The organism is Deltaproteobacteria bacterium, from assembly GCA_030690165.1.
Classification (GTDB): domain Bacteria; phylum Desulfobacterota; class GWC2-55-46; order UBA9637; family UBA9637; genus JACRNJ01.
Map to the genome: position 1 here is coordinate 1 of JAUYHF010000041.1, position 24670 is coordinate 24670.

The following is a 24670-nucleotide window of genomic DNA, read 5'->3' on the forward strand; positions in this document are numbered from 1 at the left end:
TGGCCCTTACCGACAAACGCTTTATCACCATCCTGGGCATACTTCCTTTTCCAGTTGTAAAACACATTGGCATGGATTCCCAAAGAGCGGGCTACCTCTGAGGCTTTTTGGCCTTCTTCAGCCGCCATTTTAACCGCTTGCCCCTTAAACGCCTTGTCAAACCGCTTTAATCTGACCTTTTCCCCTTCCATCGGACACCTCCTTTTTAAGAGACGGCTTTTATGCTACTACCAACTCTTCATTGTGTCCACTTTTTCGGGGGAAGATCAGTTAGAACTCTCCCCAAATTTAGATGGGTGGATAAACACTAACAAGGCGACAACTATTTCGCGCTATGGACATAAAAAAATTTCTCTTAGAAAATATCTCAGCAAAGTTCAAAAAAGAAAGAGGGATGGAGCTTTCCTTTGATGAGTACAAAGGGGAAAAGGCCTGATGCGAACTTGAAAAGCAGCAGACAGGTTATGGGTATAATCCTTGTTGTCATAATATCTGCTATTCCAATAATCTATAAAAAGACCACGTGAGGCGATTAGGCTGGTTTTTAATTGGATTAGCGCTCTCCATGCACGAGTGCTAAAATTCTCCTTGACAACTGAGACAGCGGCGCATATATTAGCGGCAGTAACAAAAACAATATTATAAGGAGGGAGTTTACGATGAAGATTAAACCGCTTCACGACAGGATTCTTGTAAAGGGTCTTAAAGAAGAGGAAAAAACAAAGGGGGGCATCATAATCCCGGACAGCGCCAAGGAAAAGCCGATGGAAGGCGAGGTTGTTGCAGTTGGTCCAGGCAAGATGACCGACGACGGTAAAAGGATTGTTATGGATGTTAAGGCAGGCGACAGGGTGCTTTACAACAAGTACGGCGGCACCGAGGTAAAGATAGAAGGCGTGGAGCATCTGATCATGAGGGAAGATGACGTACTTGGAATAATAGTAAAGTGAAGACCTCAAACCTAAAGGTTTGAGTTACAGGAAGTAACTCAAGGCTTTAGCCTTGAAAACAATAACTAAGGAGGAATGAAAAATGGCTGCAAAGATGATAGCCTTTGGTCAAAAGGCAAGAAATTCTATTTTAAACGGCGTCAATGTTCTGGCTGATGCGGTAAAGGTAACACTCGGCCCTAGGGGAAGAAATGTTGTTATTGATAAATCCTTTGGCTCGCCTACCATCACAAAAGATGGCGTGACAGTTGCAAAGGAGATAGAACTGGAAGATAAGTTTGAAAACATGGGCGCCCAAATGGTTAAGGAAGTGGCATCCAAGACAAGCGATGTTGCAGGAGACGGAACCACAACCGCAACAGTGCTTGCGCAGGCAATATACAGAGAAGGCGCAAAGCTCGTTGCCGCAGGCCACAATCCAATGGATTTGAAGAGGGGTATTGACAAATCTGTTGAGGCGGCAGTTGCTGAGCTAAAAAAATTATCAAAACCAACAAAAGACAAGAAAGAGATTGCTCAGGTTGGCACCATATCTGCCAATGGCGATAGTACAATAGGCGATATCATTGCAGAGGCAATGGACAAGGTTGGCAAGGAAGGGGTAATCACGGTTGAAGAGGCAAAGGGCATGGAGACAACCCTTGAGGTTGTTGAAGGTATGCAGTTTGACAGGGGGTATCTCTCCCCATACTTTGTAACAGACGCCGAGAGGATGGAGTGCGTTATAGAAGACGCATTCATCCTTATCCACGAAAAGAAGATAAGCAATATGAGGGACATGCTTCCAATCCTTGAAAAGATTGCAAAGATGGGTAAGCCGTTTATTATCATTTCAGAGGATGTAGAGGGCGAGGCCCTTGCAACCCTTGTCGTTAATAAGCTTCGCGGCACGCTTCAGTGCTGCGCTGTAAAGGCCCCTGGTTTTGGCGACAGGAGAAAGGCGATGATGGAAGACATTGCAATCCTTACAGGCGGCAAGCTCATTGCTGAAGAGCTCGGCATAAAGTTAGAGACCGTTGATATTAAGGACCTTGGAAAGGCAAAGAGGATAGTAATTGACAAGGAGAACACCACAATCATTGATGGCGCAGGGAAAAAGGCCGATATAGAGGGCCGTGTAAAACAGATAAGGGCTCAGCTTGATGAGACAACATCGGATTATGACAAGGAAAAACTCCAGGAAAGACTTGCAAAACTTGTCGGCGGTGTTGCTGTAATAAATATTGGCGCAGCGACCGAGACAGAGATGAAGGAGAAGAAGGCTCGGGTTGAGGACGCGCTCCACGCAACAAGGGCTGCGGTTGAAGAAGGCATTGTCCCGGGCGGCGGTGTAACATATTTAAGAATACTACCCGCTGTTGAAAAACTTAAACTTGAGGGCGACCAGCAGTTTGGCGTAAATATTGTAAAGAAGGCGCTTGAAGAGCCAATCAGACAGATTGCGGCAAATGCAGGCGCTGAGGGTTCAATAGTTGTTGACAAGGTTAAAAAAGAAAGCGGCGCATTTGGGTTCAATGCCGCAACTGAAATATATGAAGACCTCTTAAAGGCAGGCGTTATTGACCCGACAAAGGTTACACGGTATGCGCTTCAGAACGCCGCATCTATTGCAGGGCTTATGCTGACAACAGAGGCAATCATTGCCGAGAAGCCAAAGGAAGAAAAAGGCGGCGGCGGTATGGGCGGAATGCACCCTGGCATGGGCGGTATGGAAGGGATGATGTAGAAAGAAAGTAATGGGTTCAAAACTATAAAAGGGTGTCCTGGCCATCAGGGCGCCCTTTTTATTTACATGCTGACATGAAAAATTCCGACATAGCCTTAGTCATCAAAATACTTAAAAATGAGAACAAACTGTTTGCCACCCCTGCTGTTACTCAGGTATCCGATACATCCAGAAGTCCATTTATGGTGCTCATCTCGTGCATCCTGAGTCTGCGCACAAAAGATAATACTACTCTTCAGGCCGCTGAAAGGCTGTTTGATATTGCAAAAACACCTGAAGCCATGATGTCTCTGCCGATTAAAACAATTGAAAAGGCAATCTATCCTGTAGGCTTTTACAGAAACAAAGCAAGAATTATAAAAAATATCTGCAAGGAATTGGTGGAAAAATACCATTCAAAAGCGCCTGATGAAATTGATGAGCTTTTAAAGTTCAAAGGGGTTGGAAGAAAGACGGCAAACCTTGTTGTAACAATCGGCTATGGAAAACCAGGTATATGCGTTGACACCCATGTTCACAGGATAACCAACCGCTGGGGTTATGTAAAAACCAATACGCCGGAAGATACAGAGTTTGCCTTGAGGAAAAAGCTCCCAAAAAGATACTGGATTATTATAAATGACCTCCTCGTAACTTATGGCCAGAATATCTGCAAGCCTGTTTCGCCCCTATGCAGCCGGTGCAAGATTTATAAATATTGCAACAGGAATGGGGTTATAAAACACAGATAATCTTCTTGCCCAAAAATACCTTGACGCAAGGGCATTGTTAGTATATTTTTGATATGTGAAAAATAAAAACATTGCAGCTATTATCCTTGCGGCAGGCCTTGGAAAACGGATGAAATCGGATATGCCAAAGGCGCTTCATCCTATTGCAGGCAAACCGATGCTCTTTTATCCCATTGATGTTGTAAAAAGTCTTGGTATAGAAAAGGTTATTATTATAGTTGGCCACAAAGCCGGAGAAGTAATATATGCCTTAAACTCCGAACCAAACTCCAAACTTATTTATGTCAGGCAGGAGCCTCAACTCGGCACCGGCCATGCAGCTCTATCAGCCGCGGATTCTCTTAAATCATTCAAGGGGAATATTTTAATACTTTCCGGCGACGTTCCTCTCATTACCAGAGAGACCATTCTTGGCCTTTTAATCCTCCATGCAAAGAAAAAGGCCGCCATATCATTTATATCAACCGTTCTTGAAGACCCTGTCGGTTACGGAAGGGTGCTGAGGGATGACAATAATAGTGTCATCAAGATAGTAGAAGACAAGGATGCCGACTCCGAAGAAAAGGCTGTCAATGAAATCAACACGGGAATTTATTGCGCAGATGCGGCGTTTTTATTCTCCGGCTTGAAGAAGATAAAAAAGGGAAATGCGCAGGGTGAATATTATCTTCCTGACCTTATAGCAATAGCAGTTAAACAAAGACTAAATGTTTCGTGCCTTACGCACATAGACCCTGCCGAGGTAATGGGGATAAATAACCGCATTGAACTTGCACAAGCGAATAAGGTAATTAAACAGCGGATAAATAATGAACTTATGCTGTCAGGGGTTTCTCTTATTGACCCTGAAACAACATATATCCATTATGGTGTAAATATCGGCAAAGATACAACTATATATCCTAATGTGTTTTTAGAAGGCGATACAAATGTCGGACAAGGGTGTTTGATAGAAGAAGGGTGCAAGATAATAAATTCCGCTATTGGCGACGGTTCTGTAATCAAGAGCCATTCAATTGTTGAATCATCTAAAACCGGCAGGCATGTCTCTATCGGTCCTTTTGCAAGACTCAGACCAAAATGCGTTATTGAAGACAAGGCAAAAATTGGAAATTTTGTAGAGGTGAAAAAATCTAAAATAGGCAAAGGCACAAAGGCAAATCATTTAAGTTACATTGGCGATGCAACAATCGGCAAGAATGTTAATATCGGCGCAGGAACCATAACCTGCAATTATGACGGCATAAAAAAACATCAGACAATTATAGAAGACGGCGCCTTCATCGGCAGCGATACGCAACTGGTTGCGCCGGTGAAAGTCGGCAAGAATGCCTACATCGGCTCAGGTTCTACAATCACCAAAAACGTGCCGGCCGGTTCGCTTGCGTTGAGCAGGCCTGAGCAAAGGGTTATTGAGGGATGGGTGGAGAAGAAGGGGTTCAAGAAGTAAGGTCAGTTGTAAGAAGAGCTAAACGGGATTTAAAAAGTCTCAAAACAATAAAAAAAGGGGGTTTTTATGAATAAAATAGCAGCCCTTATTTTTTTCTTTGCGATATTCTCCTTTTCTGTCATGGCTGAGGATAAAAAAAGCTGCCGTGCCCTTGATACAAGGGAGTTTGGTCTTGTTTCTACAGGTGAAATAGATGAACCGTGGTCAGAGGTTCAACTGACTGAGAAATACGGAGAGCCCTGCCAGATAATTGATTTAGGTGTGGTTTTCTTAGAAAAGAGCCAGGAGCGCACAATTGAACTTGATCCAAAAACCTTTCAAAAGAATAAACAAAAAACCGGCACGGCCGCTGTAAAGCAACAATTTATATACAAGGGCGACTATTCCTCAGGAACATCTATTTTTACTATAATAAATGGTGTTATAGTGAAAAAAGAGCGGATATATTGATATTTTTAATTGGGAGCATTTCATGTGCGGAATAGTCGGCTACATAGGAAATAACGATGCAAGCGAAGTCCTTCTTGACGGTCTCAAACGGCTTGAATACCGGGGATATGACTCGGCTGGCATTGCTGTCATTGACGCCGGCAAAAAGATAGAGGTGCGCCGGAGCGTGGGCAAACTTGTAAATCTTGAGAAAAAGGTTTTTGCCCATCCCATAACAGGACACATCGGCATAAGCCACACCCGCTGGGCAACGCATGGAAGGCCTTCTGAGGAAAACGCCCATCCGCATGTAGAGGCCGGTATTGCTGTTGTGCATAATGGCATTATAGAAAACTACCTTTCTCTAAAAGAGGCGCTTAAAAAACAGGGCGCTGTGTTTAAATCCGAGACAGATACAGAGATACTTGCCCATCTTATATCGCGGCAAATGAAAGCAGGCAGGGGATTTGAAGATTCTGTAACGGAAACTCTGAAGCAGGTCAAAGGCTCTTATGCCATTGTTGTTATATCAAAGGATGAGCCGGATAAGATAATCGGCGCAAGAATGGAATGTCCGCTTGTTGTCGGCCTTGGAGAGGGCGAGGGGTTTATTGCATCTGACATACCTGCTATATTAAACCGCACAAGAAGGGTTATATTCCTGGATGACGGCGAGATTGTTACTGTTACAAGGCATGAAGTTCAAGTCAAAACAATTGACGGCAGGGAAATAAAAAAGACCCCGCGTGAGATAGACTGGAATCCTGTAATGGCTGAAAAGGGGGGCTATCGCCACTTCATGCTGAAAGAAATATTTGAACAGTCCAGGGCAGTAACAGATACATTCCGGGGCAGGATTTCAGAAGAGACAGGCAATGTTATATTGGATGATTTTAAAATGGAGGAAAAGGATTTAAAGGCAGTAGAAAGGATATACATTATTGCATGCGGCACATCATGGCACGCAGGGCTTGTGGGAAAATTTCTTCTTGAGGAATTTTGCAGAATACCAACAGAGGTTGACCTCGGCTCTGAATTCAGATATAGAAATCCGCTGGCGGATAAAAAGACCCTTGTCATAGCCATATCCCAGTCAGGCGAGACATTAGACACATTTGCGGCAATAAAAGAGGCAAAGAGGAAAGGGGCGCGGGTTATATCTATATGCAATGTGATAGAAAGCAGTATTGCAAGGGAATCCGGCAATGTTATTTATACCCATGCAGGGCCCGAGATCGGCGTTGCGTCAACAAAGGCGTTTACAACCCAGCTCACTGCCCTTTATCTCTTGGCGCTCCATCTTGGCATAAAACTCGGCAATATAAAACTGGATATGGCAAAGGGGCTTATCCATGAATTAGTAAAGATTCCCAAAAAGATTGACGCCATTCTAATGGATGAGCCAAAGATAGAGGCAATTGCTAAAAGATATTTCACATTCAGGGATTTTTTATATCTCGGCAGAGGGATCAATTATCCTGTTGCCCTTGAAGGCGCATTGAAATTAAAAGAGATTTCTTATATCCATGCGGAAGGCTATCCTGCTGGAGAGATGAAGCACGGGCCGATTGCGCTAATAGATGAGGACATGCCTGTGGTTGCGCTGGCCCCAAAGAACGTCCTATATCCAAAGATACTGGGAAACATAGAAGAGGTAAAGGCGCGGGGCGGCAGGATAATTGCCGTGGTTAATGAGAACGACAGCGAGGCGTCTAAAAAGGCCGATTGTGTAATAATAATACCTGCTACAAGCCATCATCTTACGCCAATCCTTTTAACCATACCGCTGCAAATGCTTGCCTATCATATCGCTGTCCTCAAAGGCACTGATGTTGACCAGCCGAGAAATCTGGCAAAGAGCGTGACCGTGGAATGAGTCATCAAGGCTAAAGCCTTGAGTTACACGACATGTTGTAGCTCAAACCTTCAGGTTTGATTATTGATTATGGAACCTAAATATCCACAAACCATAAAAGACTGGCCGGAGGATGACAGGCCCAGAGAGAAGCTGATTAAATTAGGCCCGGAAAATTTATCATCTGCCGAACTCCTTGCAATAATTTTAAGAACAGGCTCCAAGGGAAAAAGCGCCCTTGACCATGCTAAGACGCTTATAAATACCTATGACGGATTCAAGGGGATTGAATTGGCAAGCGTAGATGAGCTTAAAAAAACAGAGGGCATCAAAGGGATAGGTCCTGCTAAAGCAACGCAGATAAAGGCAGTATTTGAGATAGCCAAAAGATACTCGGCGGAAAAAATAAAGACCGGAGAAGGGTTTCATAGTTCCATACAGGTCTTTAATCACTTTCACGAATCCATCCGTTCAAAAAAGAAAGAGGTATTTATTGCCGTGCTCCTTGACGGAAAAAACAGGATGCTGAGGGATGTAAAGATTTCAGAAGGGAGCCTCACATCATCCATCGTGCATCCGAGAGAGGTCTTTAACCCTGTTATACGGGACTCTGCGGCAGCCGTAATCCTTGTTCACAACCACCCGTCAGGCGACCCGGCGCCGAGCAGAGAGGATAAAGAGATAACAAAAAGACTGAAGGAGGTCGGGGAACTGATTGGAGTGAAGGTTCTTGACCATATAATAATCGGAGATGGAAGATATATAAGTTTTGCGGATGAAGGAATTTTATAGAAATATTGCAAAATGAAGATTGCAAATTACAAAATTTAACAAAGTTAGCTATGACTCTTGAAGTAATAATATTAGCAATCATCGCCTATCTCGTAGGCTCCATACCCACAGGCATAGTTGTTGCCAAAATACTGGGCGCCCCTGATCCGAGGACTATCGGCAGCGGCAATATTGGCGCTACAAATGTCGGAAGGGCAGCAGGCAAGGCTGCGGGCATTATAACCCTTATCGGGGATGTGCTTAAGGGGTTCTTAATAACCCTGTTTGCATTTTATATCTTCGGCAATAGCCCGGTAGAAGTGAGTCTTGCGGCCTTTTTAGTATTTTTAGGCCATATATTCCCTGTATTTTTGAAATTTAAAGGAGGCAAGGGGGTTGCAACAACCCTTGGGGTGTTTTTGGCTATCGGACCATTGCAGGCATTGTTAGCGCTTGCCCTGTTTGTAATCATAGTAGCAATTTTCAGATATGTGTCAGCCGGTTCAATGATTGCCGTCGCATCTGTGCCTGTGCTGTTCTATCTGTTTACAGCTGCTAATTCCTATATCCCGCTCGCTGTGATAATTGCTATTTTCATTATATTCAAACACTCGGATAATATCAAAAGGCTTGGACAGGGGACTGAAAATAAGATTGGGAGATAGCTTACAGCTTCTTTATCCTTTGAAGCCGTTTCCTTTCCTGTTTTGACAGCTTTCGCGGATTTCCTGCCTTTCTTGCCGGCATAGCTTCCTCATCATCCATAACGCCTTTCATATCACTGTAAATGGACATAGATAGTATTGCGTCAAACTCTCCTGATGATATTGCAACCGCGCCGCAAGCCTCTGCAAAAGAGACAACCGCCCTGTCAGAGGTAACAAGGGTCATACCATGTCTTTCAATCTTTGCCATTTCTTTCAGAATCTGGTCTGCCTCTTCGCCGTCCTTAGAAAATATAACCTCAATCCCGCCCTGGTTCGTTCTTGCCCTGTAGAAATTGCCCGATCCTTTACCGTCAAACACAATGGTTATTCTGCGCCCCTTCAGCCGCTTGTAAGCCATCAGCCTTTTAATAAGCTCTTCTCTGGTATCTTCCAATCCCATTTTTGCATGGTCAGGGATTGTCATAGCTCCGATAAGATTGTAACCATCTATTACAAGATGAACTGCCATTGTTTTAAAATAGCAGATAAGCAGCGGATTTTCAACTATGCCGATTTTATAAGCAAAAAACTTTTAAATTGCATAAAATTTAATCTGGTTGATCGCGAATAGGCTTTGAATCTCCTTGATTTCACGGTAATTTTTTTCTTTCTACTGTTGGCACAAACCTTGCTTAATTTAATGAAAAGGCAATGAAAAGGCAATCACCTATAGTGACGTTCGTTAAGGCTAAAAAATCCTTTACAACTTAAGGTCGGTGTGCTAATTTTTGGGAACTTGAACATTGGAGGTATAACGGCGTGAAGAAGATAGAGGCCATTATAAAACCGTTTAAATTAGACGAGGTAAAGGACGCCCTTAATGAGATTGGGATACAGGGCATAACTGTTTCAGAGGTAAAGGGTTTTGGCAGACAGAAGGGACATACAGAGCTTTACAGGGGCGCAGAGTATGTCGTTGACTTTCTGCCAAAGATAAAGATAGAGATAGTTGTCAAGGCGGATATGGCTGCAAAAGTTATTGAGGTAATTGTCAATAGCGCCAAGACAGGCAGGATAGGAGACGGCAAGATATTTGTGCTGCCTCTGGATGAGGTTGTTAGAATAAGAACAGGGGAAAGAGGGGAAGAGGCGATATAAAATACAGGGTCAAAGAATCAGAGGGTCAAAGGGTCAGAGCAAAAACAAAAACTTTGACTCTATGACTCTTTGACTCTATGACACTTAAAACCAAGGAGGAATAAAAGAATGACGCCAAAAGAGGTATTACAGTTTGCAAAGGAGAAGGGCGCAAAGATGGTTGACTTCAAGTTTCTGGATTTTATCGGCATCTGGCAGCATTTTTCAACACCCGTCTCTGAACTCAAGGAAGAGATATTTAAAGAAGGGTTAGGCTTTGACGGCTCATCTATCCGCGGCTGGCAGCCTATACACGCAAGCGATATGCTTGTTGTGCCTGACCCTGTAACAGCGGTTATGGACCCGTTCATGGAATCACCCACATTATCCCTTATCTGCAACATTATTGACCCCATAACAAGAGAGGATTATTCAAGAGACCCCAGAAATATCGCAAAAAAGGCAGAGGCATTTCTAAAGTCAACAGGCATTGGAGATATGGCATATTTCGGCCCAGAGCCGGAGTTCTTTATCCTTGACAATGTCCGGTATGACCAAACAGCGCAACACGGTTATTATTTCATTGATTCTATTGAAGGCATCTGGAATACAGGCAAAGACGAGTGCCCTAATCTCGGATACAAGCCGCGGCATAAAGAAGGTTATTTCCCTGTTGCGCCAACAGACAACCAGCAGGATATAAGGACAGAGATGTGCCTCATTATGGAACAAATAGGCATTCAGATAGAAAGACAGCATCACGAGGTTGCGACAGCAGGACAGGCTGAAATAGATATGAGGTTTGACAGCCTTTTAAAGATGGGCGACAAACTCATGTGGTATAAATACATTGTAAAAAATGTCGCATGGAGATGGAAGAAGACAGTAACATTCATGCCCAAACCGATATTCGGCGATAATGGAAGCGGCATGCATGTTCATCAATCCCTATGGAAAGGCGGCAAGCCCCTTTTTGCAGGCGATAAATACGGCGGTATGAGCGACCTTGCAATGTATTACATCGGCGGCATTTTAAAACATGCAAGGGCTTTAAATGCGTTCTGCAATCCCGGAACAAATTCCTACAGAAGGCTCGTGCCTGGTTTTGAGGCGCCCATAAATCTTGCCTATTCAAGCAGAAACAGGAGCGCATCCATAAGAATCCCAATGTATTCGCCGTCGCCAAAGGCAAAGAGGATTGAGGTTAGATTCCCAGACCCGTCCTGCAACGGCTATCTCGCTTTTGCGGCAATGCTAATGGCAGGGCTGGACGGCATCCAGAACAAGATTAACCCGGGCAGCCCGCTGGACAAGGATATATACGCGCTTTCGCCTGAGGAACTCTCAAAGGTTCCTTCCGCCTGCGGCTCTCTGGAAGATGCGTTAAACGCACTGAAGAAAGACCATGAATTCTTGCTCAAGGGAGATGTCTTTACAAAGGATGTTATTGACACATGGATTGAATACAAGATGGATAAAGAGGTCAATCCTGTAAAATTAAGACCTGTTCCGCATGAATTTGCGCTGTATTTTGACTGCTGATTTTGACCTTAATTGTAGTTTGCTGATTTATCAGCATTTGTAACTCAAACCTTCAGATTTGAGGTTTTTCAAGGCTAAAGCCTTGAGTTACAAATCGCCCGATAAATCGGGCAGCTACGAAATTCAAACAAAAAAGCCCCCCGATTTCCATCGGGGGGCTTTTTTGTCTTTACTGCATAGCTTTTTCGTTTATTGTGTTTATTGCGTTTAACGCTGTTCACTGTATTTACATCTCACCTCTCACGTCTCACTGTATTTATGTATCACTTCCTGAAAAATATCTGCAATATGGCTATGAACGACGCCAATTGGCCTATCCAAAACAGAAACATCCATTTTATGATGTCCGAACGTGTCTTTTCTATCTTAATCTCTAAATTTGCAATATCCTGTTTAGTCGCCAGTGTGTCTTTTTTTTCTTCAAACTTCTTCTCAACTTTAGCCTCTATGTATTCAACCAATGTTCTGGCTTCTTTTTCTCCAACCTTTGTTTTTAAAATCTCATAAAGTTCTATTTCGGCAACATACATAAGAACACCCTCCGCTTGTTTCTTTTTACCGCCTCTCGCCTTATAATCACTTCAGAGTTTACTCCTCCACCCTTTATATGTCAAAGGAAAAGGACGGTTAGTCTTTTGGCTGCCGCCCTATTCTGACTGCCCTACCTCACCACCCCTGCCCCTGTGCCGGAGGAGACGCTGTCTAATAACAAATGTCGTGGCTGCCTATTTCTATGAGGTATATAGTTTCGTCATCCAGGATTTTAAAAACTATTCTGTTAGAATAGCTTATTGAAAAAGCGTAATAACTACTCATGTCTCCCTTTAGCTTCAATGAACCTATCTATGGAGATTTTTTTAACCTTGCCGGCCTTTAAGTTCTTTTCAGCCTCTTCAATCCGCAATAAAAAATTCTGGCGCTTTATTGTTTTGTATAGTTCCTTTAAAAGCCTATATTCCACTTTTGGAACTGTTATGGTTTCTTCTGTGATTGCCTGTTTCATTTTGACACACCTCCTACGCTTTGTTTAATATGTAATAAAATTTTAGCAGAGACATGTTTTAAAATCAAATTTAAAATCTCCCCTGACCCCTCTTTGCAAAAGAGGGGGGAAAACAAGTCCCCCTTTGACAAAGGGGGCGGGGTACCCATCCGAAGGATGGGTCGGGGGATTTATCTTCTGTTCTCCGGTTTTACTGTGCCACCCCTGCCCCTGTGCCTGAGAATGTGCCTGGCCCTATGCCTGTGTTTGTGCCTGCCGCAGCGCCTTCAAAGTTGACGGTAGAGCCGGTCATTGTGTCTGTGCCGGTGTATGTGCCGCTGCCGTTAACCGTTGCGAGCCACTTTTGACCGGCTGTATCAAAGGTCTGGACATTAAGATTTGCATCAAGCCATCCAATTTTCTATTTTGAGCCCTTCAATTCTGGAAAAGTGAGATACATTATTGGTTACAAGGACAGCTGCGCGGCTTTTTACGATACTGGCTATCAGAATATCCGCATCGTTAATAAGTTGTCCTCTCTTTTTAAGAGAGGCATATATCTCGCCGCCTATTTTGGCAGATTGATATGACGCTTCTAATATAACGGAGGAGTCAAACAGTTTCCGTAAGAATTTCTCTTCTTCTATCTTTCCGCTAACAAAGATGCCTTTAAAAAATTCATAGAAAGACAACCAAGTAAGACCAATGCTGTCATTATCCGAAAGGGCCTCTATCCTGTCTCTTATTTTCTCATTTCCACGAAAATACTCAATGAGAATGTCCGTATCAAGGCAGAATATCAAAGCTTAACCTCTACCCTCCCAAAACTCTCCCGCTCTCGCAAGATTTCCTTATAGATGTTAATCTCTGCCTGGGTTTTACCCTTCCAAATGCCCAAAAGCCCCAAAAAATCTTTTTTGTTGAATTGTTCGGTTTCAATGATAGTTTTTACTCTTTTACCCTTTTCCAGAGATAAGGTTTTTACAATCTTTTCCGGTATGGAAAGATGTCCATCTTTTAGAAACTCGGCTATAAATACAGCGGTTTTCCCCATGACAGGCCTCCGTTGCTGATTTGTTTTTATAATATAAAATTAAAGCATAAACTGCAAGAAATTTAAGGTTAAGGATTTCCTTAACCTGTCTTTACTCAACCTTAACCTGTTTTACTTCACCACCCCTGCCCCTGTGCCGGAGAAGGTGCCTCCTACCGTGCCTGAGTTTGTGCCTGCGGCTGCGCCCTCCATAATGACATTTGTGCCGTCCATCGTGCCGCAACCAGAGCATGTCCCGCTGCCGTTAACTGTTGCGAGCCATTTTTGACCGGCTGTATCAAAGGTCTGGACATTAAGATTTGCGCTCAGGCCGTTGCCAGCTACAGGAATAGTCCCACCTCCGCAGGCCGAACATGTATAAGTGCCATTAATATCTCCTGTTGCCCAGATTTTTGGCGCAGCGCCTGTATTGTATGCAAAGAATATAACATTATTCATAGCGGCAGTAGCAGTGCTGCCTCCTATAGTGCCTGTGCCTGAAAGATTTGCCCTTCCCACCTCTGCAAACGGGATATTAAGCGCTGCAAGCGTTGCTGTATCAGGAGTAGTGCCAATCTTTCCCGCCATTGTAAGGAATTTTATTGTATCTAACCATGCGCCCATCTGAACAGCCTGCCAGACAAGATCCGCAGGATTAAATGCGCCGATGGTCTCGCCAACGCTAATCCACGTCATTGGTGTAGTTGCAATATCCGCGCCATAGCCGTATGTTATGCCAGCAAGTTGATTGTTTGACCATAGGCCGCCGTCGGTCTGTGTGCCATAGATTGTGATTGGGGAGAAGGGGTTAACAACGGTAGAGAGCCTCCATACATCTGATGTCGGACCTACATAATTGCCGCCTATGATTGACTTCCATATACCCCAGTCCTGACTGGCTATGGAGTATCTCCAATCAGTTGCAGGCAACACCGCATTCCCTGCCACTGTTATAGCGCCAAGGCGGCCGTTAAAAGTGCCGGATCCAGGTGATGTCAGCCCATAATTGGTGGAAATAACATTAAAGGTTGCTGTGGTTGCATTAAGACCGGTTGTCAGCGCTGTCGGCGTCCATGTCCCGTCTGCTGAAAACATATTAATGCTTGGATAATACGCGCCAGTCAGGTCTCCCTTGAGGATGCCTGCATTCCCAGCAGGGTCTATGTAAAGGCTGTAGACATTTGCGTCAATCGCCGTGTCGGCCTTCCACACACCGCCGATGAATCCCCTATATGCGCCGTTGTCAAAAGTGGTGTTTGTGTTATTATTCACATTAAAGCTGCTTATCTCAGGTGTCCAGAGATATGGGGGGCCAACTCCAATGCCGTTTAAAACATCATAGGTTCCCATATATGTTGCAGAGGTTGTGCCGCTCCACGGAGAGCCAACGCCGCCCATAATCCCTGTGCTATTCCCCTCTATATCAAGCAAACCACAACCAAGACATGTGTCAAGGCTGTAAAGACCTGCGCTATTCGAGTCGGCTGCTATATTCCCGCTCCATGCCAGCGGTGTTTCTGTGTATGTGCCAGTGCCTGAATCTGTTATGTTCCATATCCCGCTGCCATAAGCGCCGCTCACTGTTCCCGTTCCCCTGCCGATCCTGTCGAAAGAGAGATACCTGAGATCTGATGAGCCGGACAGGCTGCCTGAAGAAGCTGTCATGGCAATTGTTTCAATCCAATAGCTGCTATTATTACTTGCGAGCGAGTCATTTCCCCTTCCTCCTGCAGAGAGCGCAATTGAAGGCCCCACAAATTGATACGAGCCGTCCATAGTAATGCTCCATCCCCCCCATGTTTCGTTCAAAATGCCGGCAACCTCGCCGCTTGTTACTGTGCCGGTAAAGGTGGCAGTATCACTGGCATTTCCCGCAAGGCTGTATCTGCTGAGATCAAATAACAATGAGGCAGGGGCAGAGGGATTTCCTGCTGTGTCAGTTGCAGTATAATCAATCGTATGAATCCCTTCTACAACACCCGTAAGGCTTAAAGACGAGCCTGTGGAAGTCAATGTCCCTCCGTCTAATTGGTAGGAGTAGGTAGAGGTTTCATTGCTCCCAAAATTAATGTTTATATCAGCAGTGGCGGCAGCCAATGGAACGGCAGACCTGGATACTATTGATACCACAGGGGGGATTGTATCCTTCAATAATTCAGTATGCGTCTCTGAGATTGGGATTACTATGGTTCCCACTGTGTCTGTCGGCGGCGCTGGAGTTCCTCCCGGGGCTTCGTAGCCGAATGTGTCTGTATCTCTTGTAAGCAGTACCATTTCTACATTACTGGCCGGTCTTGGCGAAGAAGGCGGCTTATCCCCCGCAATAAATGTGCCATTGCCTTCTGTTACGCGCACAATCTGACCCGGAATGGCAGGGTTAAAGACATCAACCATTCCATCTTTTACTAAAATGCCTGTAACACCCATGCTGTATGACACAAAGAAGTCCGTGCCTTTGACGCCTGCGACCGCTGTCGGAGTTCGCACCTCAAACCGAGCGCCTCCTCCAAAGGCTGCGCCGATAAAACCTCTTGATTTGGAGACAACTGCCCGAATCTTTCCCCTGAAGAGGTTCATAACCCCGCTCTTTCTCTTTCCCCCATCCATAAGATACTCTGTTATCTGAAGCCTGCTGCCAGGGGCAAGCCTTATGATGCTTTCATCTATGAAGGTTATCTCTGCTTTTCCATTGCTCTTTGTCCTGAGTATGTCACCCTCGGACACAAGCTGCTGCAACGCGGCGGGCGCAGCCCTTTCCTGTCCGGGTTTCAGCACATCCACATTCCCCTCAATGGCTGTGATCTTGCCGATTACATCAGCAAAGGCCACAGCCGGCAAAAAAACGGCTATTAAAAGTAATATTGATATTAGTCTTGTGTTTTTCATAAGACACCTCCGTGTTTTAAGAAATGTCCCCCGCTGGCGGGGGATTAAGGGGGTGGAGAGGTGTTGGCTCGCTTTCCTCATGTGGGTTCAGGTTTGCAACCTGAACCTTCTGATTCGTAATTACCAACTATTCGGGTTCAATTTGCAAAATTGAACCCGCTTAAGCCATGAGCTATAACGCTAATACCTTACCTCTATTCCCACACTGCTCACATTCTTACGATAGTCGTAGATTGCTATATTGGAGTCGTCTCTTATATAGACATATTGCAGATGCGCCTCCATGTTTTTATAGAATTCGTAAGAAAGCATGGCCGACCATGTCCATGTCGTATCCCTTCTCCTTTTAAGGAAGTTTGTGTTGGTATGCTCATATTGCTGATAATATGCCTCGCCTGACACATTGAACTTGAGCGCATCATTGAGCGGCATAATTATATTAAGACTGCCTTTGTTGCCGATATAGTTCCAGTTTATGCCGTCTGTGTCTTCCTGGTTGAGCTCATACTTAAGATTCACAAACCCCTTATTCCCTGCAAAGAATGAGAACCATGCCATTGACGCCGCATATTCCTGCGCATCCCTGTCCTCATTTTTTGTAAACGGCGGCTGCCGGAGTTCTTTTTTCTGATAGCGCAGGGCGAACTGCCCCATCTGTCCGGGCCACGGCATGAATGTGTATTGGGGAGAGGCTGTCCCTGCCCACATGTATTTATCATCATCCACCAAAGTATAATTGTAGCTTAAAAGCAAGTTTAACATGCTGTCTGCCATTGTGTAGCCCGGCACCAATGCAAGGGTGTGGCTCATAACATCATAAGAACCAAGCTTCTGATAATCGCTGTAATAAACCGAATACTGCGCCTTTATGCCAAACTGCCCTGAAAATGCCGGCGCATATTCTGCCCTGAACAGGCTCACAAATCTTGTGTCATGTTCGCCTGATATGCCGGCCGCAACAGTCTGGTCCGATGGTTTTAATATTACATTATCGTCATATTCCCAGTTTACGCCAAGGGAGAGTTTTAATGCCTTTGCTTCTTCCGGCTTTCTTGAGAGCGCCTCAAGATACTGGTTTGCAAATTGCGCCATGTCAGAGTTAGGGTCTGCGACAACAAGTTCTTTGAATGCCCGGCCTGCATCTTCCCTCTTGCCTTCCTTTATCAGCAAAACGCCTATCTGAAAGTTTGCGGCCTGCGCCATTGATGAGTCTAATGCCTTTGCCTTATTAAATGAATCACCTGCCTCTTTATTCTTTTCAAGCTTCGCAAGAACGAGGCCTTTCAGGAATGCCGTCTGCGCCGGTTTCACCTGCTGTTCTTCCGCAAAATTAAGCTGCTTGAGGCTTTCCTCATTCAGGCCAAGCTGATAGTATGTCTCTGCAAGGTCAAGGAAGCCGTCCTTTACGCCCGGCCTCAGCTTTATGGCGTCTATTAAATGAAATGTCGCCTCTTTATAGTTTTGAAGTTGTTTATATGTAATACCAAGGTAATATGCGGCAACGGATGACTGCGGGTCTTGTTTTCTGGCATTCTGGAAGGAAGAGAGCGCCTCTTCATAATTTTCCGACCTATAGTCAGCGATGCCCTGGGTGAGAGGGCTATCTTCTGAAAAAGCGCCCTGCGGCTTGATAAAGAGAAAAAACGCAGCCGCCAAAAACATGCTCGCAAGAAAGAAACCTTTCCCCATTCCCTAACCTCCTCATCTTTCTGTTTATCTGTCTTGACATTTTGCGCCAATTTTGATTTATTGTCAATTGCTGATATTTTAAATGGAGGTTTATGAAACATTCATGAACTTCGTTCACAAAGAAGGATGAAAATTAACCCCACCCTCACCTTAATCCTCTCCCTGAGGGAGAGGAAACTTTTTTGTTCCCTCCCCTTCAAGGGGAGGGTTAGGGTGGGGATGGGGTAAAAGAGGTATTTTCAGGTGAAAAAGGTTATAATTATAATTGTTGCGGCTGTTATATTTATCGGCGCTGTTATAGGCGGCGGATATTACTGGTATAAGAAGCAAAATGAACCGCCTCGGACAGTAGAATATAAGGATATTGGAGAGGTTGACAGGGATATAGCAAGACTTGAACCGCTTGACAAGGCAGGCAGGCTTTCATGGCAGGATAAGTATCTGCTCGGCGTTGCATACATACAGAGGGGGAGGATGGCTGACGCCGTTAAAATCCTTGAGGATGTTACAAGGCTTCATCCCAACTTCTACAAGGTCCACGAATCCCTTGGTATGGCCTACTTCAGGATGGATAATATGGAAAAGGCCGTCTCAATATGGGAAAAGGCAATTAAGATAAGCCCTCAGGCAGCCCATCTTGAGGATATGATAAACCGGGGGAAGCAGAAAATAGAGTTTAGAAAAAGGATTTCAACATTGGAGCAGGAGTTAAAGGACAACCAGGCTGGATGGCAGAAGAAATTTGAACTTGCAGCGCTCTATCTTGCCGTTAACAGGGTAGATGACGGCAAGGCCCGGCTTGAAGAGATTATAAAGGTAAAGAAGGACATCCCAGAGGTGTATGATGCTATTGCCCATGCCTATGCCATGAGCGGCGATTTTGAAAAGGCGGTTGATGCAGAAAAGAGGGCTGTAAAATTAAGGCCGTCAGACGAGAAATTTAAAAAGAGGCTTGCTGAACTGGAAAGGGTAATGGAAGGGATTAAAAAAGAGGGGTATCATAAAAAGTAACAGACACCCTTTATTTGTAGCTCAAACCTTTAGGTTTGAGGTTTCTCAAGGCTGAAGCCTCGAGCTACTGTATTTTCTGTATTTTCGGGACAAAGGAGGTAATATGTTTCAAAAAATCCTTACGGCATTAGATAACTCAACCTATTCAGACTACGGCATGGAAGATGCCATTGCCATTGCCGATACATTTAAGGCAACGGTTACAGGCTGTCATGCCTATGCTGCCCGCCTCCATGAGACAAGATTCATGGACATGGAAGCAGGACTGCCTGAGCGGTATCAATCAGAGGCAATCCTGAAAAGGCAACGTGATATACATGAATCGCTTATATCCAAGGGGCTCGGCATTATCTCAGATTCCTACATGGACAGATTTGAAAAAAGATGTGAGGAGGCAAAAGTTCCATGTATCCGTAAAAACAGAGAAGGCAAAAACTTTGTAGAGATACTAAAAGAAATAGAAGAAGGCAATTATGACCTCACAATCATGGGCAACCTCGGAATGGGGGTTGTGGAAAACAGCATTATAGGAAGTGTATGCGAAAAGGTAGCAAGAAAGACAAAAAAAGATATCCTCATAGTAAAAGATAATGCGGCGCTCAAAGGCAACATCCTCGTTGCCATAGACGGAAGCGTTTATTCATACTGGGGTTTGATGATTGCCATTGCATTAAAAAAGGCATTTAACTGCGAAATAGAGGCAGTAGCGGCCTTTGACCCATACTTCCATCAGGTTGCATTTAAAAACATTGCAGACGCCCTGTCAGAAGAAGCGGCAAAGGTCTTCAGATTCAAAGAACAGGAAAAACTCCATGACGAAATCATAGACAAAGGCATGGCAAAACTCTACGAGGCCTACCTGGACACAGCAGCCAAAATAGCAAAGGTAAGGGGTGTAGACATTAAAACAACCCTCCTGGCAGGGAAGGCATACAACGAAATACTAAAACACATCCAGATAACAAAACCAACCCTTCTTGTGATTGGCAAATTTGGCATCCACCATGTGGCTGAATCAGACATGGGCGGAAATGCAGAAAACCTCTTAAGACTTGCGCCGTGCAGCATATTCCTTGGCGCAAGGGGATTTAACCCTGAAGAGATAATCAAAACCGATACAAGCGCCTTGCCTCAGATAGAATGGACACAAGCGGCATTAAAGAGACTCGAGAAGGTCCCTCCATTTGCAATGGGTATGGCCAAAAAGGCAATAGAAGACTATGCGAGGGAAAATAACCGCGCAAAGATAACAGAAGAGGTTATGGACGAGGCAACCAATAAACTCCTTCCGCCTTCCGCAAAAAAGGCGATGGGGATACCCCCCGATTAGTCCCCCCTTAAAATAATCCCTGTAAACCCCATAATCATATTAAGTGGTTATGGGGATTTTTTTATATAAAACAGACGCAAGACTATAAGACTGTAGTTTTTGGTCTGTATAGTGAACGGCATAAATAAGTTGATATTCTTCTGTAGCTCAAACCTTCAGGTTTGAGGTTTCTCAAGACTTTCAAGGCTAAAGCCTTGAGCTACGATGTCTATTTATTTTTAGCGCTTACTATAGTCTATAAAAGGAAGGAAGGTAAAACTATGCAATGGCATAATAAGGAAATAAAAGAAGTCCTTGAAGATTTAAAGAGTTCTCCTCATGGGCTTTCTTCAGAAGATGCGCAAAAACAGCTTGAAGAATATGGTCCAAATGAACTTTTAGAGAAAAAAAAGAAGACCCCTTTAGCAATGTTCCTTGACCAGTTCAAGGACTTCATGATTATTGTCCTTATTGCTGCCGCCATTATTGCCGGCGCACTGGGTGAAGCGGCTGACACCATCGCCATAGCAGTAATTATTGTGCTTAATGCCATAATAGGCTTTGTTCAGGAATACAGGGCAGAGAAGGCAATGGCTGCTTTAAAGAAGATGGCAGCGCAATTTGCAACTGTAATAAGAGACGGCAAACTTATAAATATCCCCGCATCAGAGATAGCGCCCGGAGATATTATTGTCCTTGAGGCAGGCAAGATTGTTCCTGCTGATATGAGACTCATTGAGGCAGTCCAGTTAAGGATAGAGGAGGCAGCGCTCACAGGAGAATCAGTCCCTGTAGAGAAATCTACAAAGGCTTTGCATGATAAAGAGCTGCCTATTGGCGACAGAAAAAACATGGCATACAAAGGGACTGTTGTTAGTTATGGCAGAGGCAAAGGTATTGTGGTTTTAACAGGCATGGACACTGAAATTGGGAAAATTGCCACCATGCTTCAGGAAGAGGAAGAGGTAAAAACTCCACTGCAAAAAAGGCTCGCAAATTTTGGTAAAAGACTTGCCATTGCTGTTTTAGCCATATGTGCAGTTGTTTTTGGTATCGGAATAATGAGAGGAGAGTCTCCAATCCTTATGCTCCTTACAGCCATTTCACTGGCTGTTGCAGCCATACCTGAGGCGCTTCCTGCGGTTGTAACTATATCCCTTGCGCTTGGCGCAAGAAAGATGGTCAGGCGGAATGCACTCATAAGAAAACTCACGGCAGTGGAGACACTTGGCTCTGTTACATACATCTGCTCTGATAAGACAGGCACGTTGACTTTGAATAAAATGACAGCAGAGGAGATATGGGTTGATGGGCAACTTGTAGGGGCAGACCTCCGTGTCTGCCCGAAAGAAGAGGGCGAACACAGGGGTTCGCCCCTACATCTGCTCATGACTGCCCTTGCATTAAGCAATGATGCACAAACAGGCGCAGAGGGGAAGGCGCTGGGTGACCCTACAGAGATTGCCTTATATAACATTGCAAAGGATAAAGGCTTTGATAAAAAGGACCTTGAAACAAAATTTCCCCGCATTGCAGAGATTCCATTTGATTCTGACAGGAAGATGATGACTACCGTTCATAAAATCCCACACTCTTCCCCCCTTTTATTAGAAAAGGGAGGTGCGGGGGGATTTATCTCCTTTACCAAAGGAGCAATAGAGGTCTTGATAGAAAAATCTTCAAATATTTTGACATCAAAGGGAATAGAGACCATTGATATAGCGGAGATTAACAGAATAAGTGCAAGGATGGCAGCGGACGGTCTGCGAGTCCTTGCTATTGGGATGCGGAGATGGGAGGCTGTGCCTGAGATGATGACATCCGGGGAGGTAGAAAACAATCTCACTATTCTTGGATTTGTGGGCATTATGGATCCGCCAAGAGAAGAGGCAAAAGAGGCAGTTGCATTATGCAAGGCTGCGGGCATAAAACCTGTAATGATAACAGGTGACCATCCGATTACTGCAATGGCAATAGCAAGAAGGCTCGGTATTATTGAAGAAGATTTAAAAACTATAATTACCGGAAGGGAACTTGAAAGGCTTTCTCTTGAAGAATTTGAGGAAAGGGTTCTTCATATAAGGGTCTATGCAAGGGTTGCGCCTGAACAGAAACTAAAGATAGTAAAGGCGCTTCAGGATAAAGGACAGTTCGTTGCAATGACAGGGGACGGCGTCAATGATGCGCCTGCATTAAAGAGGGCTGATATAGGGGTTGCAATGGGCATTACAGGAACAGATGTTTCAAAAGAGGCGTCGCACATGATTCTTCTGGATGATAATTTCGCAACCATTGTGAAGGCAGTGAAAGAGGGCAGACGGATATTTGACAACATACGCAAATTCATAAAATATACCATGACAAGTAATTCAGGCGAGATATGGACAATATTTCTTGCGCCTTTCCTTGGTTTGCCAATTCCCCTTTTGCCGATACATATCCTCTGGATTAATCTTGTTACAGACGGACTTCCAGGACTTGCCCTTGCTGCCGAACCGGTAGAAAAGGGGATAATGAATAGACCTCCGCGGCATCCGAAGGAAAGCATATTTGCGCATGGTCTTGGTACGCATATTATCTGGGTGGGACTTCTAATGGGTTTTGTTTCAATCTTTACTCAGGCATGGTCAATTGAGACAGGGCATAGCCACTGGCAGACAATGGTTTTTACTGTCCTCTGCCTCAGTCAGATGGGTCATGTGCTTGCAATAAGGTCGGAAAGGGAATCTCTTTTCAGTCAGGGGTTATTTTCCAACAAACCCCTTTTAGGCGCCTTTGCATTAACCTTTGCCCTTCAGATGGCAACTATATATATTCCATTTTTAAATCCTATCTTTAAAACAGAGCCATTGAGTTTAGATGAGTTATTTATTACACTTGTCCTATCTTCTGTAGTATTCTTTGCAGTAGAAATAGAAAAATACTTTAAAAGGAGGTAACAAATTATGTACAACAAGCAGCCACAAAATGTGGAGGAGGTAATAGACATGGTAAAAGGTGTTGGAGGAAGGTTCGGGAAGGTTCCTATAATTGCAGCGGGTGTCATTCTATTACTATTACTAATGGGCGGCGCACCGTGGACTATTGTAGGACCTGGTCAAAGAGGTGTGCTTATAAGACTCGGCGCTGTGCAAAAGGGTGTTCTATCCGAAGGGTTGAACTTCAAAATGCCTTTCATTGACAGTGTCGTGAAGGTAAACGTACAGGTGCAAAAGAACGAGGCAAGGGCCGAGGCAGCTTCGAGAGACCTTCAGATCATATCTACAATCATGGCCACAAATTATCACCTGGTCCCGGAGGCAGTGGACGAGGTATATCAAAAGATAGGGATGGCATTTGAAGACAAGGTTATCCAGCCTGCGGTGCAGGAGGTTATCAAGGCCGTAACCGCTAAATACACAGCAGAGGAGTTGATAGCAAAGAGAGGAGAGGTCAAGTCTGCCATACGGACAGAACTGACCGACAGGCTTGCAGTTTTCAATATCAAGGTTGTCGAGGTATCTGTTGCGGATTTCAACTTCTCCAAGACATTCAATGAAGCCATAGAATCAAAACAGGTGGCGGAACAGAGGGTTGCCCAGGCAAAGAACGAATTAGAAAGGATAAAGGTAGAAAACGAACAAAAGATCACACAGGCAAGGGCCGAGGCCGAAGGGTTAAAGCTTCAGAGGCAGGAGATAACAGAATCCCTCCTGAAACTCAGAGAGATTGAGAACCAGCGGAAGGCTATAGAAAAATGGGATGGAAAACTGCCGAGTGTAACAGGCGGGACTGTTCCATTTATACAGGTAAAATAAATAATACTGTAAAATGCTTATAAGAACCCTATCTGTATGGCTTGTTGGCCTGCCTGTTACAATATTCATTTTTATCATTGTAATCATTTCGCTTGCGTTTGACAGGAGCGGCAACAGCATCCACTCTATCGGCGCTCTATGGAGCCGAATCCTGCTTTTTTTAAGCGGCGTAACTGTTGAGATAAAAGGCGCGGAAAATCTATTTCAAGACAGCCCCCAGATTCTTGCGTCAAACCACAGGGGTGCATTTGATATTTTAGCTTTGCAGGGATTTATTCCCATTCAATTCCGCTGGGTTGCAAAAAAGAGCCTTTTTAAGATACCCATCATCGGATGGTCTATGAGCCTTGCGGGATATGTAAGCATTGACAGAGAAAAGGCAGGGAGCGCCTATAAGAGCATAGAAAGAGCGGCTGAGAAGGTAAAAAAAGGGGCGTCTGTTCTGATATTTCCGGAAGGCACGCGAAACGCTGCAGGCAGCCTCCTCCCATTTAAACGAGGCGGGTTTTTGCTTGCGATAAAAAGCGGCGTCCCGATTGTGCCGGTGTCAATAAGAGGCACTGAGAACCTAATGAAAAAGGAGAGTATTTTAATAAGGCCGGGGGCCGTAAAGGTTGTTATAGGAAAGCCAATACCTGTATCGGGTGCAGACGAGAAGCTTCTCATGGAAATGGTTAGGAAGGCAATTGAGGAGGGACTTACAGCCTGTTAGGGATTATCGCATT

General features: G+C 44.5%; 23 protein-coding genes. 15 read left to right on the forward strand and 8 right to left on the reverse strand.

All coding sequences use genetic code 11. From position 1 onward, the window contains the following. On the reverse strand, window positions 1-191 hold a 191-nt coding region (locus Q8P28_06550), incomplete at its 3' end, for a transposase (GenBank protein MDP2682446.1). Window positions 192-659: 468 nt separating this feature from the next. Here Q8P28_06550 and groES point away from each other — a divergent pair. From groES to plsY, 8 genes are all read left to right on the forward strand, one after another. Next, entirely contained in the window at window positions 660-950 is a 291-nt protein-coding gene (gene groES, locus Q8P28_06555) for a co-chaperone GroES (GenBank protein MDP2682447.1), read from the forward strand. A gap of 82 nt (window positions 951-1032) precedes the next feature. Beyond that, entirely contained in the window at window positions 1033-2676 is a 1644-nt protein-coding gene (gene groL / locus Q8P28_06560) for a chaperonin GroEL (GenBank protein ID MDP2682448.1), read from the forward strand. A 74-nt stretch (window positions 2677-2750) separates the two neighbouring features. Next, entirely contained in the window at window positions 2751-3407 is a 657-nt protein-coding gene (gene nth, locus Q8P28_06565) for an endonuclease III (protein MDP2682449.1), read from the forward strand. A gap of 55 nt (window positions 3408-3462) precedes the next feature. Next, the gene (gene glmU / locus Q8P28_06570; GenBank protein ID MDP2682450.1) at window positions 3463-4857 is read left to right on the forward strand and encodes a bifunctional UDP-N-acetylglucosamine diphosphorylase/glucosamine-1-phosphate N-acetyltransferase GlmU; all 1395 of its coding nucleotides are present in this window, start codon (window positions 3463-3465) and stop codon (window positions 4855-4857) included. A 66-nt stretch (window positions 4858-4923) separates the two neighbouring features. Further along, window positions 4924-5307, forward strand: a complete 384-nt coding sequence (locus Q8P28_06575; protein ID MDP2682451.1) for a hypothetical protein — start codon at window positions 4924-4926, stop codon at window positions 5305-5307. 22 nt (window positions 5308-5329) lie between these two features. Continuing rightward, window positions 5330-7162, forward strand: coding sequence for a glutamine--fructose-6-phosphate transaminase (isomerizing) (gene glmS, locus Q8P28_06580; protein MDP2682452.1), 1833 nt, complete (start codon window positions 5330-5332; stop codon window positions 7160-7162). Window positions 7163-7231: 69 nt separating this feature from the next. Beyond that, a complete protein-coding gene (gene radC, locus Q8P28_06585; protein ID MDP2682453.1) occupies window positions 7232-7933 on the forward strand; it encodes a DNA repair protein RadC in 702 nt (233 codons plus the stop codon). A 50-nt stretch (window positions 7934-7983) separates the two neighbouring features. Beyond that, the gene (gene plsY, locus Q8P28_06590; GenBank protein ID MDP2682454.1) at window positions 7984-8577 is read left to right on the forward strand and encodes a glycerol-3-phosphate 1-O-acyltransferase PlsY; all 594 of its coding nucleotides are present in this window, start codon (window positions 7984-7986) and stop codon (window positions 8575-8577) included. Window position 8578: 1 nt separating this feature from the next. Here plsY and Q8P28_06595 read toward each other — a convergent pair whose 3' ends face one another. Continuing rightward, window positions 8579-9088 carry an NYN domain-containing protein gene (locus tag Q8P28_06595; protein MDP2682455.1) on the reverse strand — a complete coding sequence of 170 codons (510 nt, stop codon included), beginning with the start codon at window positions 9086-9088 and terminating at the stop codon, window positions 8579-8581. A gap of 290 nt (window positions 9089-9378) precedes the next feature. On the opposite strand from Q8P28_06595, the gene Q8P28_06600 reads away from it, so the two are divergent. Then, window positions 9379-9717: a P-II family nitrogen regulator gene (locus Q8P28_06600; protein ID MDP2682456.1), complete on the forward strand. Its 339-nt coding sequence runs from the start codon at window positions 9379-9381 to the stop codon at window positions 9715-9717. 108 nt (window positions 9718-9825) lie between these two features. Next, window positions 9826-11238 (forward strand): type I glutamate--ammonia ligase, encoded by a 1413-nt coding sequence (glnA, locus tag Q8P28_06605; GenBank protein ID MDP2682457.1) that lies wholly within the window; start codon window positions 9826-9828, stop codon window positions 11236-11238. Window positions 11239-11501: 263 nt separating this feature from the next. Here glnA and Q8P28_06610 read toward each other — a convergent pair whose 3' ends face one another. The 6 genes from Q8P28_06610 to Q8P28_06635 form a co-directional block, all read right to left on the reverse strand. Next, the gene (locus Q8P28_06610) at window positions 11502-11768 is read right to left on the reverse strand and encodes a DUF1640 domain-containing protein (GenBank protein ID MDP2682458.1); all 267 of its coding nucleotides are present in this window, start codon (window positions 11766-11768) and stop codon (window positions 11502-11504) included. Between the two features lie 278 nt (window positions 11769-12046). Continuing rightward, window positions 12047-12241, reverse strand: a complete 195-nt coding sequence (locus tag Q8P28_06615; protein MDP2682459.1) for a hypothetical protein — start codon at window positions 12239-12241, stop codon at window positions 12047-12049. 383 nt (window positions 12242-12624) lie between these two features. Beyond that, window positions 12625-13023 carry a PIN domain-containing protein gene (locus Q8P28_06620; protein MDP2682460.1) on the reverse strand — a complete coding sequence of 133 codons (399 nt, stop codon included), beginning with the start codon at window positions 13021-13023 and terminating at the stop codon, window positions 12625-12627. Then, a complete protein-coding gene (locus Q8P28_06625) occupies window positions 13020-13274 on the reverse strand; it encodes a hypothetical protein (protein ID MDP2682461.1) in 255 nt (84 codons plus the stop codon). The genes Q8P28_06620 and Q8P28_06625 overlap by 4 nt, the downstream gene beginning before the upstream one ends. A gap of 111 nt (window positions 13275-13385) precedes the next feature. Continuing rightward, window positions 13386-16139, reverse strand: a complete 2754-nt coding sequence (locus tag Q8P28_06630) for a FecR family protein (protein MDP2682462.1) — start codon at window positions 16137-16139, stop codon at window positions 13386-13388. A gap of 180 nt (window positions 16140-16319) precedes the next feature. Next, on the reverse strand, window positions 16320-17828 hold the full coding sequence (locus tag Q8P28_06635) for a tetratricopeptide repeat protein (GenBank protein MDP2682463.1): 1509 nt from the start codon (window positions 17826-17828) through the stop codon (window positions 16320-16322). Between the two features lie 243 nt (window positions 17829-18071). Between Q8P28_06635 and Q8P28_06640 the strand changes: the two genes are divergently transcribed. The 5 genes from Q8P28_06640 (at window position 18072) to Q8P28_06660 (ending at window position 24657) form a co-directional block, all read left to right on the forward strand. Continuing rightward, window positions 18072-18839 (forward strand): tetratricopeptide repeat protein, encoded by a 768-nt coding sequence (locus Q8P28_06640; GenBank protein ID MDP2682464.1) that lies wholly within the window; start codon window positions 18072-18074, stop codon window positions 18837-18839. Between the two features lie 103 nt (window positions 18840-18942). Then, window positions 18943-20169 carry a universal stress protein gene (locus tag Q8P28_06645; GenBank protein MDP2682465.1) on the forward strand — a complete coding sequence of 409 codons (1227 nt, stop codon included), beginning with the start codon at window positions 18943-18945 and terminating at the stop codon, window positions 20167-20169. Window positions 20170-20429: 260 nt separating this feature from the next. Beyond that, window positions 20430-23087, forward strand: a complete 2658-nt coding sequence (locus Q8P28_06650) for a cation-translocating P-type ATPase (GenBank protein MDP2682466.1) — start codon at window positions 20430-20432, stop codon at window positions 23085-23087. A gap of 6 nt (window positions 23088-23093) precedes the next feature. Beyond that, entirely contained in the window at window positions 23094-23945 is an 852-nt protein-coding gene (locus Q8P28_06655) for a prohibitin family protein (protein ID MDP2682467.1), read from the forward strand. Window positions 23946-23958: 13 nt separating this feature from the next. Continuing rightward, window positions 23959-24657, forward strand: coding sequence for a lysophospholipid acyltransferase family protein (locus Q8P28_06660; protein MDP2682468.1), 699 nt, complete (start codon window positions 23959-23961; stop codon window positions 24655-24657). Window positions 24658-24670: the final 13 nt, after the last annotated feature.